At 64.1% G+C, this 16,185-nt stretch carries 16 protein-coding genes; 11 read left to right on the forward strand and 5 right to left on the reverse strand.

Annotated elements, in window-relative coordinates:
- Window positions 1–17 precede the first annotated feature (17 nt).
- From sphantq_RS20285 to sphantq_RS20300, 4 genes are all read left to right on the forward strand, one after another.
- Window positions 18–1,493 carry a carotenoid oxygenase family protein gene (locus tag sphantq_RS20285; protein ID WP_066609178.1) on the forward strand — a complete coding sequence of 492 codons (1,476 nt, stop codon included), beginning with the start codon at window positions 18–20 and terminating at the stop codon, window positions 1,491–1,493.
- Window positions 1,494–1,694: 201 nt separating this feature from the next.
- Complete coding sequence (locus sphantq_RS20290) at window positions 1,695–4,082, forward strand: TonB-dependent receptor (RefSeq protein WP_272800536.1); 2,388 nt, start codon at window positions 1,695–1,697, stop codon at window positions 4,080–4,082.
- A gap of 15 nt (window positions 4,083–4,097) precedes the next feature.
- Window positions 4,098–5,567 (forward strand): aldehyde dehydrogenase, encoded by a 1,470-nt coding sequence (locus tag sphantq_RS20295; protein WP_272800537.1) that lies wholly within the window; start codon window positions 4,098–4,100, stop codon window positions 5,565–5,567.
- A 2-nt stretch (window positions 5,568–5,569) separates the two neighbouring features.
- Window positions 5,570–5,980 (forward strand): hypothetical protein, encoded by a 411-nt coding sequence (locus sphantq_RS20300; RefSeq protein ID WP_272800538.1) that lies wholly within the window; start codon window positions 5,570–5,572, stop codon window positions 5,978–5,980.
- A 77-nt stretch (window positions 5,981–6,057) separates the two neighbouring features.
- On the opposite strand, the gene sphantq_RS20305 is transcribed toward sphantq_RS20300, so the two are convergent.
- From sphantq_RS20305 to sphantq_RS20320, 4 genes are read right to left on the reverse strand one after another with little or no spacing between them, the layout of a single operon-like run.
- Window positions 6,058–6,969 carry a CmcJ/NvfI family oxidoreductase gene (locus tag sphantq_RS20305; protein WP_272800539.1) on the reverse strand — a complete coding sequence of 304 codons (912 nt, stop codon included), beginning with the start codon at window positions 6,967–6,969 and terminating at the stop codon, window positions 6,058–6,060.
- Window positions 6,969–8,405: an aldehyde dehydrogenase family protein gene (locus sphantq_RS20310; protein ID WP_272800540.1), complete on the reverse strand. Its 1,437-nt coding sequence runs from the start codon at window positions 8,403–8,405 to the stop codon at window positions 6,969–6,971. The genes sphantq_RS20305 and sphantq_RS20310 overlap by 1 nt, the downstream gene beginning before the upstream one ends.
- A gap of 10 nt (window positions 8,406–8,415) precedes the next feature.
- Window positions 8,416–9,237 (reverse strand): glutathione S-transferase family protein, encoded by an 822-nt coding sequence (locus sphantq_RS20315; protein ID WP_272800541.1) that lies wholly within the window; start codon window positions 9,235–9,237, stop codon window positions 8,416–8,418.
- 3 nt (window positions 9,238–9,240) lie between these two features.
- A complete protein-coding gene (locus sphantq_RS20320) occupies window positions 9,241–9,993 on the reverse strand; it encodes a glutathione S-transferase family protein (protein WP_272800542.1) in 753 nt (250 codons plus the stop codon).
- 220 nt (window positions 9,994–10,213) lie between these two features.
- Between sphantq_RS20320 and sphantq_RS20325 the strand changes: the two genes are divergently transcribed.
- The 4 genes from sphantq_RS20325 (at window position 10,214) to sphantq_RS20340 (ending at window position 12,457) form a co-directional block, all read left to right on the forward strand.
- On the forward strand, window positions 10,214–10,885 hold the full coding sequence (locus sphantq_RS20325) for a glutathione S-transferase family protein (RefSeq protein WP_272800543.1): 672 nt from the start codon (window positions 10,214–10,216) through the stop codon (window positions 10,883–10,885).
- Window positions 10,882–11,301: an acyl-CoA thioesterase gene (locus sphantq_RS20330; protein ID WP_272800544.1), complete on the forward strand. Its 420-nt coding sequence runs from the start codon at window positions 10,882–10,884 to the stop codon at window positions 11,299–11,301. The genes sphantq_RS20325 and sphantq_RS20330 overlap by 4 nt, the downstream gene beginning before the upstream one ends.
- 148 nt (window positions 11,302–11,449) lie before the next feature.
- Window positions 11,450–12,121, forward strand: a complete 672-nt coding sequence (locus sphantq_RS20335; protein WP_272800545.1) for a DUF4197 domain-containing protein — start codon at window positions 11,450–11,452, stop codon at window positions 12,119–12,121.
- A gap of 72 nt (window positions 12,122–12,193) precedes the next feature.
- Window positions 12,194–12,457: a sulfatase-modifying factor protein gene (locus sphantq_RS20340; protein WP_066609186.1), complete on the forward strand. Its 264-nt coding sequence runs from the start codon at window positions 12,194–12,196 to the stop codon at window positions 12,455–12,457.
- A gap of 10 nt (window positions 12,458–12,467) precedes the next feature.
- On the opposite strand, the gene sphantq_RS20345 is transcribed toward sphantq_RS20340, so the two are convergent.
- Window positions 12,468–13,301, reverse strand: coding sequence for a helix-turn-helix transcriptional regulator (locus sphantq_RS20345; protein WP_066609187.1), 834 nt, complete (start codon window positions 13,299–13,301; stop codon window positions 12,468–12,470).
- Window positions 13,302–13,468: 167 nt separating this feature from the next.
- On the opposite strand from sphantq_RS20345, the gene sphantq_RS20350 reads away from it, so the two are divergent.
- The 3 genes from sphantq_RS20350 to sphantq_RS20360 are packed head-to-tail and all read left to right on the forward strand — an operon-like array spanning window position 13,469 to window position 16,136.
- Complete coding sequence (locus sphantq_RS20350) at window positions 13,469–14,296, forward strand: 3-keto-5-aminohexanoate cleavage protein (RefSeq protein ID WP_242496046.1); 828 nt, start codon at window positions 13,469–13,471, stop codon at window positions 14,294–14,296.
- Between the two features lie 14 nt (window positions 14,297–14,310).
- Window positions 14,311–15,246: an SDR family NAD(P)-dependent oxidoreductase gene (locus tag sphantq_RS20355; RefSeq protein ID WP_129926843.1), complete on the forward strand. Its 936-nt coding sequence runs from the start codon at window positions 14,311–14,313 to the stop codon at window positions 15,244–15,246.
- Window positions 15,243–16,136, forward strand: a complete 894-nt coding sequence (locus sphantq_RS20360; RefSeq protein ID WP_272800546.1) for an SDR family oxidoreductase — start codon at window positions 15,243–15,245, stop codon at window positions 16,134–16,136. The genes sphantq_RS20355 and sphantq_RS20360 overlap by 4 nt, the downstream gene beginning before the upstream one ends.
- The last annotated feature ends 49 nt before the right edge of the window (window positions 16,137–16,185 follow it).

Below are 16,185 nucleotides of genomic sequence, written 5' to 3' on the forward strand. Positions count from 1 at the left end.
AGAGGAACATCGAGGCCATGCCAGCCTATCCCCAGACCATTCATTTTGTCGGATTGAACACACCCGTCGGCATCGAATGGGCCGCCCGCAATCTGGACGTCATCGGCGCAATCCCCGCAGAGATAGACGGCGCCTTTTTCCGCGCTGTCCCGGACCCCGCCCATGCCCCGATGTTCGATGACGATATAGTGCTGTCGGGCGACGGCATGGTCGCGAAATTCACCATCCAGGGGGGCAAGGTGGATTATGCCATCCGCTATGTCGAAACCGAGCGCCACGCGCTGGAAAAGGACGCCCGGCGCGCTCTGTTCGGTCGCTATCGCAACCCCTTCACCGACGATCCCGCCGTGGCCGGCCGCGACCGCACCGTCGCGAACACCACGCCGGTCTGGCATGGCGGGCGACTGTTGATGACCAAGGAGGATGGCCTTGGCTATGAGGTCGATCCCGACACGCTGGAGACGATCGGCCGGTGGAATTATCATGGCGCCTTCACGTCGCAGACCTTCACCGCGCATCCGCGCGTCGACCCGCACACCGGGGAGATGTTCTTCTTCGGCTATGAAGCGGACGGGCTGTGTTCGACCAAGGTGGCCTATGGTGTGGCCGACCGGGACGGCAATCTGGTGTCGGAACACTGGTTTGATCAGCCCTATTGCTCGACCATCCATGATTTCGCAATCACGCAGCAATATGCCATCTTCCCGATTTTTCCGACCACGGCCGATCTCGACCGGTTGAAGTCGGGCGGCGCGCATTGGGCGCATCAGCAAGATCTGGACAGTTGGGTCGGCATCATGCCACGCGACGGCAAGGTGGCGGAGATGCGCTGGTTCCGCGGGCGGCCGGGCGTGTCTGCCTTTCACATTGTCAACGCCTTTGACGATGGCGATCTCGTTCATCTCGACCTCTGCCTGTCGGACACCAATGCGTTCGGTTTCATGCGCGAAGCGGGCGGCATCCAGCGCGACCAGCGCGAGATAAGCGGCGGCCTGACCCGCTGGACCTTTGATCTGTCGAAGGCGGGAGACGGGTTCGAGGAGCGGCTGATCGGCCCGCCGGGCGACATGCCGCGGCTGCGCGATGCGGACCAGGGGCGGCCCTATCGATCGGCCTGGTATCTGTCGATGAACCCGCAGGGCGGTCCGCCGCTGCCGGGCGGCCCGGTCGGTTTCGCCTTCAACGCGCTGTTGCAGATCGAACCGGGCAATGGCCGCATCGACATGATGGGGCTGGAATTCGGCATGGCGATCAGTGAGCCGGTCCATGTTCCATCGGCACAGGCGGGGCATGACGGCTGGCTGCTGATGGTGGTCGATCGCCAGGCGGGGGAGGCGGATTTTAAGTCCGAACTCTGGGTGGTGGACGCAAACGCCATCGCCGCCGGGCCGGTCGCGCGCGTGCCGATGCCCCTGCCGATGCGCGCGCAGGTCCATGGCGCCTGGGTGTCGGCGGCGCAATTGGCGAGCGCGAAGGCGCACCAAGCCGCTTGACAACATACTAACGATCGTTACTTAACAACGGCGAGGCAAAGACCTCTCCGTCCTGAACGGAACAGACGCAAGGCCCTGGCCGGGCAAAGAGGATGGCAAGGCAGGCAGGCGCACAGCGCCGCCCCCACCGGAACCGGTAATGGCTGGTCCGGCGCTTCCTCCCCTGCGCCTGGCGGCCATCATATGAGGGAGGAAAAGATAATGGCGACAATCTGGAAGAGCCGGTTTCACGGGCGTGTAGCGGGTTTGGCGTTGGCGGCGGCGATGATCGCCGCGCCCGCACTGGCGCAGGAGGCGGCGACGCCCGACCAGCCCGCCGATCAGGCCGGCGCAGCCGACATCATCGTCACCGCCCAGTTCCGCGCGCAGAATTTGCAGGATACGCCGATCGCGATCACCGCGGTGTCGGCCGATACGCTGGCGGCGCGCAGCCAGACTAGCGTGACGGACCTGGGTCAATTCGCGCCCAACGTGGCGCTGGCCCCCGCGACCAGCATTCAGGGCAATGCCGTGGCCGCCTTCATCCGCGGCGTGGGCCAGCTCGACGCCAGTTTCGCGCTGGAGCCGGGCGTCGGCATCTATATCGACGATATCTATTATGGCACCACCTTCGGCGCGGTCATGGACCTGACCGACCTGGAGCGGGTCGAGGTGCTGCGCGGGCCGCAGGGCACGCTGGCCGGCAAGAACAGCGTCGGTGGCGCGGTGAAGCTGTTCAGCAAGAAGCCGGATTCCACGGCGGGCGGTTTTGGCGAGGCGACCTATGGCCGGTTCGACCGGCTGGAACTGCGCGGCAGCGCGAATATTCCGCTGACCGACGACCTGTTCCTGCGCGTGTCGGGCGTGTCGAAAAATGTCGATGGCTATATGAAGCTGCTCGACTATGGCTGCGTCAACCCGACGTCGGGCATCCCGGCCAGCAGCGGCAACAAAAATTGCCGGATCGGCACCGAAGGCGGGATCGACGTGATGGCCTTGCGTGCCGCGCTGCGCTACGCGCCGGCCGGATCGCCGCTGGAAATCAACATCGTCGCCGACGTGTCGAAGGACAAGAGCGAGACGGTGGCGACCAAATTGCTCTACGCTGACAATCCGTCGGTGCGCAGCTATGTCGCGGGTGATCCGACCGCAGGCATCCCGTTCGACAGCCGTTTCATGACCGGGGCGAAGAGCTATAGTTCCTACGCGACCTATGCGACCGGCGGCAATTATACGACCGTGTTCGGCATCCCGACCCAGATCGCGCCGGGCGGCTTCACCGCCAGCCCGACCAGCACGGTCAAGGCCTGGGGCCTGTCGGGCACGATCGACTATGACCTGTCCGACAGCCTGAAGCTGAAATCGATCACCGGCTATCGCAGCGCCGACGGCACCAGCGCGATCGACGTCGACGGATCGCCGCTGGCCATCCTGTTGCAGCAATTCACCTATGGCCATGAGCAGTTCACGCAGGAACTGCGCCTGAGCGCCAATTTCAACGATCTGGTCGACCTGACCGTCGGCGGCTTCTATTATAACGCCACCGACACGATTCAGGGCCGCAGCCAGATCCCGACCTTGTTGTTCGATTTCCTGTCGGACGACGTGATCAAGAATCGCAGCATATCGGCCTTCGCCCATGGCGAGTTTCATGTGACCGACGCTTTCAATATCATCGGCGGTCTGCGTTATACCGACGACAAGAAGACCTATCGCTATTCGCGCCGCAATGTGGACGGCAGCTTGCCGAGCGGCGCCTTCTTCACGCCCAATTTCCTGCTCGTCGGGCTGGATGGGCTGACCGGCACGTTCAAGGGCAACCGGGTCGATTACCGTATCGGCGTCAATTATCGCTGGTCGGACGAACTCATGACCTACGCCCAGCTATCGACCGGCTTCAAGGGGGGCGGCATCAATCCGCGTCCGTCCGCGCCCGACCAGGTCCAGACATTCGGCCCGGAAAAGCTGACCACCTATGAAGCCGGGTTCAAGGCCGATCTGCTTGGCCGCATGCTGCGCCTGAACGGCGCGGTGTTCCTCAACAAATATAACGACATGCAGCTCGTCCGCTACCAGTGCCCGGAAAGCATCGTCCTGTCCTGTTCGGTGCCGTCCAATGCGGGCGACGCCGAAGTGTTCGGATGGGAGCTGGAAGCGCAACTGCGCCCGGCGGACGGTCTGTCGTTCGATGCGTCGGTCGGCTATCTGGATTTCGACTATAAGACGATCACCAACCCGGCGACGCTGGTGACGAAGGACATGATCGCGCCGTTCATCAGCAAATGGCAGTTGTCGGCGGGCGTGCAATATGAAGCGGACCTGGGCGGCAACGGCACGCTGACGCCGCGGATCGACTGGTCCTGGCGCTCCGATTTCTATTATAATTCGGTCAACAACCCCTATAATCTGATCGACGCGCCCAGCCTGGTCAATGCGCGACTGACCTATCAGGCGGCGGACAAGGACTGGTCGCTCAGCGTGGGCGTGACCAATGTCTTCGACACATTCTACTATAATGGCGTGGCGGAAAATGTCGGCACCTTCGGCGTCGTCACCGGCACGGTTGGCCGTCCGCGCGAATGGACCGCGACGGTCAAGAAGAGCTTTTGAGAGGAAATGGACAGCATGACCCCCGACGCCATCCGCATCGCCCATCCCGATAAATTGTTCATCGGCGGCGAATGGATCGATTCCACCGGTGACGGCGTGATTGAGATCGTGTCGCCCAATAGCGAGGAAGTGGTCGCCCGCGTCGCCGACGGCACGGAAGCGGACATGGACCGCGCCGTCGCCGCCGCACGCAAGGCGTTCGATGAAGGGCCGTGGCCGACCATGGACCCGGCCGAGCGTGGGGCTTGTCTGCGGCGGATGGGCGTCGAACTGGAAAAGCGCGCGCCCGAACTGGCGGCCGCCTGGACCGCGCAGGTCGGCGGCCTCGCCAGTTTCGCGCCGGTCATGACCGGCGGCGCGACCGCGACACTGATGGCGATCGCCGGCTATGCCGAGACCTATCCCTTCGTGGAGCGGCGGCCGTCGCACATGGTCAATACCGCCATCGTGGTGCAGGAACCCGCAGGCGTGGTCGCGGCGATCGCGCCGTGGAACGCGCCCTATGGCATCATGTCGGCGAAGGTCGCCTATGCGCTGGTCGCGGGCTGCACCGTCATCATGAAACCCTCGCCCGAAACCCCGCTGGAGGCCTATATCATGGCCGAAGCGGCGGCGGCGGCGGGCGTGCCGGCGGGCGTCGTCAATCTGGTTGCGGCCGGGCGCGATGCATCCGACCATCTGGTGCGCAACCCCGGCATCGACAAGGTAACCTTCACCGGATCGACGCTGGCGGGCAAGCGGATCGGCGAAGTATGCGCCGGGCGCGTGGCGCGCTGCACATTGGAACTGGGCGGCAAGTCGGCGGCGATCGTGCGCGACGACTTCCCGATCGAGGCCGCCGCCGCGATCCTGGGCAATACCATCACCATCATGAGCGGGCAGGTGTGCGCCATGCTGAGCCGTGCGATCGTGCCCCGGCACCGGCATGACGCACTGGCCGACGCCATCGCCAGGGTGATGCAGGACATCCGCATCGGCCATAGCGACGCGCCCGACACCCAGCTTGGCCCGGTGGCGATGAAACGCCAACTGGACCGGGTGGAGGACTATATCGCCCTGGGTCGGGAGAGCGCCGATCTGGTGACGGGCGGCAATCGTCCGGCGCATCTGAACAAGGGCTATTTCATCGAACCGACCCTGTTCGCGAATGTCGATAATGGCAGCCGCATCGCGCAGGAAGAGATTTTCGGTCCGGTGCTCTGCCTGATTCCCGCCGAAGATGAGGAGGATGCGATCCGTATCGCCAACGACAGCAGCTTTGGTCTGAACGGATCGGTGCTGACCAACGACGCCGATGCCGCTTATCGCATCGGCCGGCGCATCCGCGCGGGCGGCTTCGGGCAGAATGGCATGAAGCTGGAATTCGGCCTGCCCTTCGGCGGCTTCAAGCAATCGGGCATCGGTCGCGAAGGCGGGGTGGAAGGCTTGCAGCCCTATCTGGAAACCAAAACGATCCTGCTCGACGCCGCGCCCGCGGGGTTCTGACCATGATCGCATTGAACGGGCAGGGGCGCGGCACCGGGGCGGCGTTCACTGCCGCCCGGATCATCTTCGGCGGCTGGTTCCTGTTTTCGGGGGTGGAATATTTCACCCCCTTCGACCTTCAGCCGCTGGGCAATACGCCGCTGGCGCAGGAATTCACGCTGGCGCTGATCCATAGCGGCCTGTTCGCCTGGATCAAGCTGATGGAGGTGGTCGCCGCGCTGCTGATATTGGCCAACCGGGCGGTGCTACCCACGGCGCTGGCCTGCGTCCCGCTCAACATCGTGATCGGCTACTGGAATTTCGTGCTCGATCCCGGCGTGGTCGAATATGCGTTCGGTATCGTAACGCTGGTACTGAACGCGATATTGCTTTGGCCTTGGCGGCGAGAGTTGATCGGGTTGCTGCGCTGGTAGGCCAATTTATTCCGTTCGGTTCGAGCCTGTCGAAAAGCATAGCGCAATGTTCTCGACAAGCTCGAACCGAACGGGGGCTATTCGAAAAACGCCACCGCGCGCACTTCGATACTGGAGCGCGTCTTCGTGTCGGGCAGGCTGCCGTCGTGAAAGGCGGTGTGCGGGCAGCGCCAGGTCACATTATGATCGCTGTCCTGGAATTTGAACAGCAGCACATCGTCAGCCGCCATGTCGGAAAAATACCACCAGCGGTGCCGGTCGCGATGGCGGAAGATGGAGGCCGCGATCATCTGATCTTCGCCGGGGACCGGCGCGGTCAGCGCGTCGCCGGTCGGCAATTCGTCCACCACGAACAATGTGTTGGACGTCGCTTCCTCGTCGGACACGGTGCGCCCGTCGCATACCGCCAGCGGCCAGTCCTGTGGACCGGGGGTGAAGGTGCGCCAGAAGCTGACGCAAACATAGCGCTTATAGCCGGGGCCGTCGGGAAAGGCGGCGGCGTAGGCCCGTTCGGCGGCCCGGCGGCCGGTAATCTCATTATAATCGACATGGGCCTCGCCCGCGGGCGGCTGGATGCCGCCTTCATGGCGGTAATTTTCGACCTTTTCCTGCACACGGGCGGTCAGATCGGCAGAGGTGCGGATCATCCAGCCCCCCGCCGATACGCAGGACGCGCCGGTCAGCGCCTGGATCGCCGCTTCGCATTCGCGCAGATATAGGCGATCGACTTCTGCCTTGTCGAAGAAGTCGGTGATCGCGCTAGGGTGTTTGCCCAGCATGAAGCCGTGGGTGTCGAAACGGAAATGATCGCGGATCGGCATCCCGTCGCGCACGACCATGCGGTGATCGCCATAGCGGCCGGTGTTGATCTCGACCCCGCGCGACACGTAGCGCCGGGTGACGAAATCGCCTTCATCGAGATAGCGGATCAGCGCGGGCGCCTGCCGCGCGCTATCCTCGACATCGGCTGCGATCGGCAGGCTGGCCATCAGTCGACTTCCTCTGGCAGCGCGCCTATGACCGACTTGACCTCCAGAAATTCCTCCAGCCCGAACTTGCCGAATTCGCGGCCATTGCCCGACTGTTTATAACCGCCGAACGGCATGTCGAAGGCGAGGCCGCCGGCATTGACGAATACGGCGCCCGCGCGAATGCGGCTGACGAACTTGCGCGCGTGGGCGGGATCGCCCGCGACATAGGCGCCCAGGCCGTAGGGCGTGTCGTTTGCGATGCGGATGGCGTCTTCATCGTCTTCATAGGGCATGAGGACGAGGACGGGACCGAAAATCTCCTCCTTCGCGATCGTCATGTCCGGCGTGACATTGGCGAAGACGGTGGGACGGACATAGCTGCCCTCGCTCAACCCTTCGGGACGGCCGGGGCCGCCGGTGACGAGGGTCGCGCCTTCGTCGATGCCGGTCTGGATCAGGCGCTGGATGCGGTCCCATTGCCGCTGGCTGACGACCGGGCCGATATGGTCGCCCTCGACCTGCGGATCGCCGACCTTCTTGGCGGCGAACAGCGCGCCGACCTTTTCCGCCGCTTCGTCATGCTGGGACTTGTGGACCAGCATCCGGGTGGGCGCGACGCAGCTCTGGCCGCTGTTGAGCAGCACACCGCCGACCCCGCCGGGGAGCGCCTTGTCGAGCGGCGTGCCTTCCAGGATAATGTTGGGCGACTTGCCGCCCAGTTCCTGTGCGACGCGCTTGACCGTATCGGCGGCATTCTTGGCCACCATGATCCCTGCGCGGGTGGAACCAGTGAAGCTCACCATGTCGATGTCGGGATGTTGGGCGAGCGCGGTGCCCACGCCCTCGCCATCGCCCTGCACCAGGTTGAAGACGCCCGGCGGCACGCCCGCGGCATCCAGAATTTCCGCGAAGATGGCGGCGCAGCTAGGGGCTTCTTCCGACGGTTTCAGGATCATCGTGCAGCCAGCCGCCAACGCCGGGCCGACCTTGGCGAGGATCTGGTTCATCGGCCAGTTCCAGGGCGTGATGAGCGCAACCACGCCGATCGGTTCGCGCACGACCCGATTGTCGCCGATCTTCTCGGAAAATTCGTAATTTTTGAGCGCGTTGAGCGCCTGCCCCAGATGGCCCAGGCCCGATCCCGCCTGCGCTGTTTGCGCCATGGAGATAGGGCAGCCCATTTCCGTGGCGATGGCGCGGGCGATGTCGGGGACACGCTTTTGATATTCGCCGACGATCCGTTCGAGCAGCGCGACGCGCTCCTCGCGGCTGGTCTGGGAATATGTCTCGAACGCCCGGCGAGCCGCGACCACGGCCGCGTCGACATCGGCGGCGGTGCCGAGGATCAGGTCGGCGGCGTTCTGGTCGGTGGCGGGGTTGATGACAGCGACGGTGCGGCCGCCCTGACTGTCGACCCATAGGCCATCGATATAATGTTGCAGCGTATTGGGCATGGGAAAATCCTTATGCGGGAAGAAGGCCGAGATCGGCGTCGGTGGCGCGCGCCCCCCATTTGTCGCGCGGCGGCAGCGGGCGGTTGTTCCAGGGCGGTTCGAGCGCGAAGCTGGAGACGGTGCGGCCTTCGGGCAAGCGACCATTGCCGCCACCCTGACTGTAGTCATAATAGAGCGTCATCAGTTCGCGATGGCCATGATGGCGCTGCGCTACCGGATGCGACAGGCACGCCTCGCGCCAGCGCAGCAGCCGGGTCAGGTGCTGCGGGATTTGATAGGCTTCATAATAGTCGAGGAACCAGAGCCGCTTGAACATCGGGGTGAAGGCGACCTCCGCCCAGCCGAACCGGTCGAACAGATAGTCGCCGTCGGGTGCATAGTGACGCAGAAACTCGTCTAGCCGCGCATATTGCGCGTCCACTTCGGCCTTATGCTCGTCCCGTTTGGCGGGATCGCGGTTCAGGATCATGCGATATCCCGCGCCGGTGAACTGGCCGTCGGTCGCGCACAGCATCGCCTCGACCGCATGTTCATAGGGATCGCTGCGCGCCACCGGCGGATCGGGGTATCGATCCTCGACATAGCGCATGATGACCATGCTTTCCTTCAGCGTCGCGCCATTTTCCAGTTCCAGCGCGGGCAGGGCCGTGGTCCCGCGCGTCTTGGCGAGCAGCCAGTCGGGGCGCGGCTGCGCTATGTCGATCTGATGATCGGCCATGATGCCCTGCAATCCCTTCAGATCGAGCAGCAGCTCGATCCGTTCGGAAAAGGGGCAGCCGGGAATATGGTACATGCGCAGTCGTCCCGCGGCCGGTTCATCCTGCCAGCTCATGGATCAGGCCGCCGTCGCGGTGGGACGGGGCGGCATTTCGCTCTTGGACCGCGCGAACATGGCCTGCGCTGCCGGGCGGGCATTGATGCGCTCGATCCAGGCGACCAGATGCGGCGTCGCCTCCCTGTTGACGATGTCGGCATAGCCAAACTGCATCCCGTTCGCGATCGCGAAGTTGCAGACATCGGCCAGCGTATAGTCGTCGCCCGCCAGCCAGGGGCTCTGCGCCAGCCGCTGTTCCAGTCGGTCGATCGACACGCGAATCTTGCGCATTTCCTCGTCCAGCACCGCCTGGGGGAAGCCGGCGCGGGCGCTGCGCCACTTGGCTCGCTGTTCGGGGATGGGGATATGTTTCAGCTTCTCCTCGAACTCGGCGTCGGACAGCTTGCGCGCCATCGGGCCGATCATCCTTTCCCAGCCGATGGTGGACACGCACCAGCAGAAATATTCATCCACCCATTTGGTCCATACGCGCATCTCCGCGATCTGCACCGGATCGGTCGGGCGCAAGCGCGTAGCATTCGGAAAGGCATCCTCCAGATATTCGCAGATCACGGTCGATTCGGTGATGATATGGCCGTCATGGTCCAGCGCCGGCACCTGACCGCGCGGATTGATCGCCTTGAACCAATCCTCATGATGTTCGAACCGGGTCGGGTCTACGAAGCGGGGCGTGAAATCCAGCCCCTTTTCATACAGGGCCAGCAGGGGCTTCAGGCTGTTGGCAGCCGGACCGAAGCTGTAGAGCGTCAACATGCGCTGTTCATCCTCACCTTATGGTTATGGCGTCTGGTGCGCCTTCAGGCATGAAACTGGCCGTCGATCGGGCAGGCCGCAAGTCGTCTGTCGATACTATCAGCGCGACTACCCGGTAATCCGGGCCGTCCAACCTGTCAGTGGCAATGATAGCGCCGCCACTCGTCTTGCGGCGGGGCCAGGGCTTTGCTTTGGATGGTGACAAGAAAAGCCGGAGAGAATGATGCTGGAACTGCTGACGTCGGAGACGCCCAACGGGTGGAAAGTCTCGATCCTGCTGGAGGAACTGGGTGAGCCCTATAAGGTCACGCCGATTGCGCTGACCGATCGCGTCCAGAAACAGGACTGGTATGTCGCGCTCAACCCCAATGGCCGCATCCCGACGCTGGTCGATCATGACGCGGGGGATTTCGCCATCTTCGAATCCGGTGCAATTCTGCTGTATCTTGCGGAGAAATACGGCCGCTTCCTCCCCACCGACGCGCGGGACCGCAGCCGCGTCATCCAGTGGGTGATGTGGCAGATGTCCGGCCTTGGCCCGATGATGGGACAGGCGACCGTCTTCAACCGCTATTTCGACGAGAAATTGCCGTCGGTGATCGACCGCTATGTGCGGGAGAGCCAGCGCCTGTTCGGGGTGATGGACGCGCAGCTTTCGACACGCGACTATCTGGTCGGCGATTATTCGATTGCCGATATCGCCTGCTTTCCATGGGTCCGCGGCCATGAGTGGGCCGGCGTGGATATGGGCGGCTTCCCCCATCTTCAGCGCTGGTTCGACAGGATTTCAGCGCGGCCCGCGGTGCAGCGCGGGCTTCTTATCCCCACGCCGCCGACCGACGCGGAAATGGCGGAAAAAACGACCAGGCAGGGAAAGACCATTCTCGCGTGAACGCTTTCTTCCAGCGGATCGTCCGCATCGAATGGGGCCATTGCGACCCCGCCGGTATCGTCCATGCGCCGCGTTATTTCGACATTTTCGGCGAAAGCACGATGCTGTTGTTCGAACAGGCTGGCCTGCCCAAGAAGCGGGACATGCTGGCGACCATGGCCTTTGCCGGCTTTCCGATGGTCGATGTGTCGGCGCGTTTCTTCGTGCCCACCGCCTATGGCGACGATGTGCTGGTGGAGGCGGACTCGCCGGTCTTCGGCAACAGCAGCTTCACCGTGACGCATCGATTGTCGCTAAACGGGCGGCTGTGCGTGAACTGTGTCGAAAAGCGGGTATGGACTGCGCCCGACGCCAGCCGACCGGGCGGATTGCGGGCGGAACGGGTGCCGGATTCTGTGCGGGCGCTCTTTACATAGTGTTGCCTGTTCCCGCGCAGGCGGGAACCCAGTCCTGCCGCCTGAACTGGACTCTCGCCTTCGCGGGAGCATGGCGTTCTTTATCCACGTTCAGCGCCCCGCAAGCCTGACCGGGCCATAGCGTCCGCCACGAAAAGGGAGATGCGGCATGGAGCAAATATTCGGACTTTCCGACAGGCGCAGCCTGATCGCGGCCTTGGCGCTGCTGCCACTGGCGGCCTGCGCCACGCCGATGGGGCGCTACACCGTCGAGGATGCGGTGCGGCGGCTGCTTCAACTGTCGAGCGAGCGCGCCTTTGCCCGGCTGACCGAACCGGGTGGCTTTTATGACGACCAGTTGACCCGGATCGTGCCGCCGGACCTGAGCGGCGGGAAGGGCGGCGCGGTGCTGTCCGCCTTGCTGCGCACGAACGCTGTGCGCAATCAGGTGGCCCGGTCGCTCAACGATGTCGCGGTCGATCTGGCCGACAATGCCACGCCGATCGTGATGGAAGCGGTGCAGCGCATGACGTTGGCCGATGCCGTGTCGGTGCTGCGTGGCGGCCCGACGGCGGCGACCGACCTGCTGGCGCGCGAAGCGCGCGGATCGGTGGTCGAGGCGGTGCTGCCCGGCGCGTCGCGCGCGCTGCGGTCCGACATGTTCGAAATGCTGTCCGCCGCGCTCTCCGCCAGCGGGGGGAGGGATTATGCGGCGCTGGCCGACAATGTGTCCGGCCAGATCGGCGATGCGATCTTTCGCGCGATCGGGCGGGAGGAGGCGGAAATTCGCCGCGATCCGGGCGCGACGCGCGACCCGATTCTGATGATGCTGCTGCACTGATTTTGGCCGTACGATGCCCAGGTCTATCGCTTATGTCTTGATTTCGGTGCCGGGGCGTGGTGTCCCGGCGCCATGGAACAGAAATATCCCGGCGTCGCCGCCATCCCCTGGGATCAGCCCGCGACCATGATCGACCTGGACGGCAAACCGCCGCTGATCGGCACGATACGCGACTGCGCCGTCCATTATGGACTCTATAAGCCCGAAGCCAAGGCGCAGGCGCGCGTGCTGCTGACCCAGCCCGTGCATCGCGAAGGGCGCAAGACACGTACCTGGCTGCTGGAGCCGGACGAGATCGCGGCGCTGGCCGAGCGGCTGAAGCGCGAGACGAACTAAGCGTCGCCGGTCAGGCGGCGACGCTCTCCGTCTCCGCCACCAGCTTGGCCAGCCGCGCGGCGCTGACATCGTCCAGCGGGGCGAACAGCAGCAGGCGCTGGCCCGGCGCTTCCTCGATCGCATAGCTGGTGTGGCGGAACATGATTTCGCCCACGCCGGGCATGTCGGCGATGTTCGTGTCCTCGAAATGGGCCATGATCTCCGATTCCTGCCAATAGCGCTGGAAGAAGTCGGACTGCTCCATCATGTCGGCGATGATCCCTTCGAACACCTCCGGCTGGGCCGTACGGCTATAATCCCATTTGAAGCGCGCGATCAGGCGGCGGCACATGTCCTGGAACTTGTCTGGATCGGCGCGGTAGCGTGGGTTCAGCATCAGGATGCGGAAGAGGTTGCGTTGCTCCCGCGGCAATGGGCTGTAATCGCGAAAGGCCCGGCCGACCAGCCGGTTCCAGCCGATCACGGTCCAGTCCTCCACGATCACCAGCGCGGGAATCGACAGCGCATCCATCAGATGCTGGGTGCCGACATGAATCGTTTCATCGGGGCGACCCGCCAGCGGCGGCGGCCGATGCTGGGCCAGGGCGAAGAGAAATTCCCGCTCATTAGGGCTGAGGCGCAGCGTCCGGCTCAATCGCTCCAGCATCGGCGCGGATAGCTGGACCTCCCGCCCCTGCTCGAACCAGGTGTACCAGGTGACGCTCATCCCCGCGAGCGTCGCCACCTCTTCGCGCCGAAGCCCGCGCGTGCGGCGGCGTTCGCCCGGCGGCAGGCCGACGTCCGACGGGGCCAGCTTCGCCCGCGCAGCTTTCAGGAACCGCGACAATTCTTCCCTCTGTGCCATGCCTTATCCAGTTACTCGCAATAATGGGACATCCACCGGCCTTCTTGCGGGCCGTCTCCTCTGCAAGACCCTGTGGTCTGCGATCGGCAGCATAGCCGAGACTGGACAGGAGAGTAAGATTGGCTGGCAAGCTATTTGTGACCTGCGCGGTGACCGGAAGTTCACCGATGCCGGCACATCCCAATTTCCCCTTTCGCCCCGATCATGTCGCGGCCGAAGCGCTGGCGGCGGCGGCGGCGGGCGCGGCGATCATCCATCTGCATGTGCGCGACCGCGAAACCGGCGATCCCTCGCAGGCGCTGGACGATTATCGCGAGGTCGTCGGCCTGATCCGCGCCAGGAACAACGACGTGATCCTGAACGTCACCACCGGGCCGGGCTGCACCTGGATGCAGGGGGATGAAGATCCGGCCGTCTGCGGCCCCGGCACCTTGATGTTCACCGCCGAACGGCGGCTGGAGCATATTCTCGATCTCAAGCCCGACATGTGCACACTCGACATCTGCACGATGCAGCTATGGGGCGGGGTGGCGATCAACCTTGATCCCATGATCACCAAGATGGGTCATATGATTCAGGACGCAGGCGTGCTGCCGGAAATCGAATGTTTCGAAGCGGGCGACTTCGTCTTCGCCGACGATCTGATGGCCAAGGGCGCGATTCCGAAAAATGCGCCCTTCACCTTCGTTCTGGGCACCAAATATGGCCTGCCCGCGACGACCGAGGCGATGCTCTATTCCAGGAACCAGATTCCGCGCGGGGCGCAGTTCACCGGCTTTGGCGTCAGCCGCCACAGCTTCCCCATGGCGGCGCAGTCCGCGCTGCTGGGCGGCAATGTGCGGGTCGGGTTCGAGGATACGATCTACTTGCGCAAGGGCAGGATGGCGCAGGACAATGCCGACCTGGTGCGTTGGGGCGTCGAAATCATCGAACGCATCGGCGCGGATGTCGCCAGTGCCGGCGAAGCGCGAGCGATGCTGGGCCTGAAACAATAAGAGAGAGGATCGATATGACACAGACAGCAGCAACGCCCATGGGCGACGTCAGCGGCCGCACGGCCTTCATCACCGGCGGCGCGAACGGCATTGGCCTTGGCATCGCCCGCGCGCTGGTGCGGGCGGGCGCCAATGTGGTGATCGCCGATATTCGCGAGGACGCCCTGGCGCAGGCGAAGGCCGATCTGGCCGCCGATGGACAGGTGGAAACGGTGCAATTGGACGTCACCGACCGTGCCGGCTTCGCCCGCGCCGCCGACGCGGCGGAGGCGCGCTTCGGCAAGATTCATATTCTGGTCGGCAATGCCGGGGTGGGCGTGATGGGACCGGTGCTGGATGCGCGTTTCGATGATTGGGACTGGGGCATGGGCGTCAATCTGGGCGGGGTCATCAATGGTCTGGTCACGATCCTGCCGCGCATCAAGGCGCATGGGGAGGGCGGGCAGATCGTCACCACATCGTCCCAATCGGCGCTGATCCCGATCGGCTATTCGGCCATCTACACCGCGGCCAAGGCGGCCGTGCTGGGCATTTCCGAGGCCATTCGCGGCGAACTGGCGGCGGAGAATATCGGCGTCTCCGCCTTCATGCCCGGCCCGGTGCAGAGCAATATCGCGCATAGCGGCGAACTGCGTCCCGCCGAATATCGCGAGGATAGCGGCTATCGCCAGCGCGAGGAGGAACTGGAAAAGCGGCCTGTGTCGCCGCTTTGGATGAGCGCGGACGAGGTTGGCGAACGGGTGCTGGCCGGCATCCGCGCCAACGACCTCTACATCCTGACCCACCCCGAATTCGCCGCCGGGATGCGGACGCGCTTCGACGCGATCCTGGCCTCCTTCCCCGATGAGACGATCAATCAGGATCGGGCGAAGGAAATCGGCTTCCTGCTCGGCAATCCGGTGTTCGACGACCAACTGGCGCGGCGCAAGGCGAAGGAACTGGCGGCATGACGCAGGTTGCCGGCCGCACCGCCTTCATCACCGGGGGCGGATCGGGCGTGGGGCTGGGGCAGGCGGAGGTCTTCGCGCAGGCCGGGTGCAAGGTCGCGATCGCCGACATAAGGCAGGACCATCTGGACGAGGCGATGGCCTGGTTCGACGGGCGCGGCCATGATGTGATGGCGGTAAAGCTGGATATCACCGACCGCGCCGCCTATGCCCGCGCCGCGGACGACGTCGAGGCGAAGCTGGGGCCGGTGGAACTGCTCTTCAACACGGCGGGCGTGTCGATCTTCGGCCCGCTCCAGAACGCCACCTATGATGACTGGGACTGGCAGTTGGACGTCAATTTGAAGGGGGTCATCAACGGCATCCAGACCTTCGTGCCGCGCATGATCGAACGGGGCAAGGGCGGGCATATCGTCAACACCGCGTCGATGTCCGCCTTCGTCGCGCTCAAGGGGACGGGCATTTACTGCACGTCGAAAATGGCGATCCGGGGCCTCAGCGAATGTCTGGCGCTGGATCTGGCCGATCATGGCATCGGCGTATCGATGTTGTGTCCCGGTGCGGTCAACAGCAATATCCATGAGGCGGTGCTGACCCGTCCGGCGCATCAGCAGCAGACCGGCTATTATGGCGCGGACCCCGATGTCATGGCGCATCTGAAACAGGTGATAGCGGTCGGCATGGAGCCGGAAGTGCTGGCGCGCTACGTGCTCAAGGGCGTGGAGGCGGACCAGCTCTATATCCTGCCCTATCCTGAATTTCGCGGCACGCTGAAGGATATCCATGAGCGGGTGATGGCGGCGGTCGCCCGGCCGCAGGACGATCCCGATTATGCCAAGCGCGTCGCCCATGGCGTGCCGGGCGGCGAGAAGCGGGAAAAGGTCGAGAGTTAGAAATGACTCTGGCCGGGCGGATAAAGGGGCCGCCCGGCCAGCTTTTTAT

It is taken from the genome of Sphingobium sp. AntQ-1, assembly GCF_028538045.1.
In the GTDB taxonomy this organism is placed as follows: domain Bacteria; phylum Pseudomonadota; class Alphaproteobacteria; order Sphingomonadales; family Sphingomonadaceae; genus Sphingobium; species Sphingobium cupriresistens.

Coding starts and splice junctions, on each gene's coding strand:
- sphantq_RS20295 (WP_272800537.1), top strand. CDS start 4,098: ATGACCCCCGACGCCATCCGCATCGCCCATCCCGATAAATTGTTCATC.
- sphantq_RS20285 (WP_066609178.1), top strand. CDS start 18: ATGCCAGCCTATCCCCAGACCATTCATTTTGTCGGATTGAACACACCC.
- sphantq_RS20290 (WP_272800536.1), top strand. CDS start 1,695: ATGGCGACAATCTGGAAGAGCCGGTTTCACGGGCGTGTAGCGGGTTTG.
- sphantq_RS20340 (WP_066609186.1), top strand. CDS start 12,194: ATGGAACAGAAATATCCCGGCGTCGCCGCCATCCCCTGGGATCAGCCC.
- sphantq_RS20355 (WP_129926843.1), top strand. CDS start 14,311: ATGACACAGACAGCAGCAACGCCCATGGGCGACGTCAGCGGCCGCACG.
- sphantq_RS20315 (WP_272800541.1), bottom strand. CDS start 9,237: ATGAGCTGGCAGGATGAACCGGCCGCGGGACGACTGCGCATGTACCAT.
- sphantq_RS20345 (WP_066609187.1), bottom strand. CDS start 13,301: ATGGCACAGAGGGAAGAATTGTCGCGGTTCCTGAAAGCTGCGCGGGCG.
- sphantq_RS20320 (WP_272800542.1), bottom strand. CDS start 9,993: ATGTTGACGCTCTACAGCTTCGGTCCGGCTGCCAACAGCCTGAAGCCC.
- sphantq_RS20300 (WP_272800538.1), top strand. CDS start 5,570: ATGATCGCATTGAACGGGCAGGGGCGCGGCACCGGGGCGGCGTTCACT.
- sphantq_RS20360 (WP_272800546.1), top strand. CDS start 15,243: ATGACGCAGGTTGCCGGCCGCACCGCCTTCATCACCGGGGGCGGATCG.
- sphantq_RS20325 (WP_272800543.1), top strand. CDS start 10,214: ATGATGCTGGAACTGCTGACGTCGGAGACGCCCAACGGGTGGAAAGTC.
- sphantq_RS20350 (WP_242496046.1), top strand. CDS start 13,469: ATGCCGGCACATCCCAATTTCCCCTTTCGCCCCGATCATGTCGCGGCC.
- sphantq_RS20305 (WP_272800539.1), bottom strand. CDS start 6,969: ATGGCCAGCCTGCCGATCGCAGCCGATGTCGAGGATAGCGCGCGGCAG.
- sphantq_RS20335 (WP_272800545.1), top strand. CDS start 11,450: ATGGAGCAAATATTCGGACTTTCCGACAGGCGCAGCCTGATCGCGGCC.
- sphantq_RS20310 (WP_272800540.1), bottom strand. CDS start 8,405: ATGCCCAATACGCTGCAACATTATATCGATGGCCTATGGGTCGACAGT.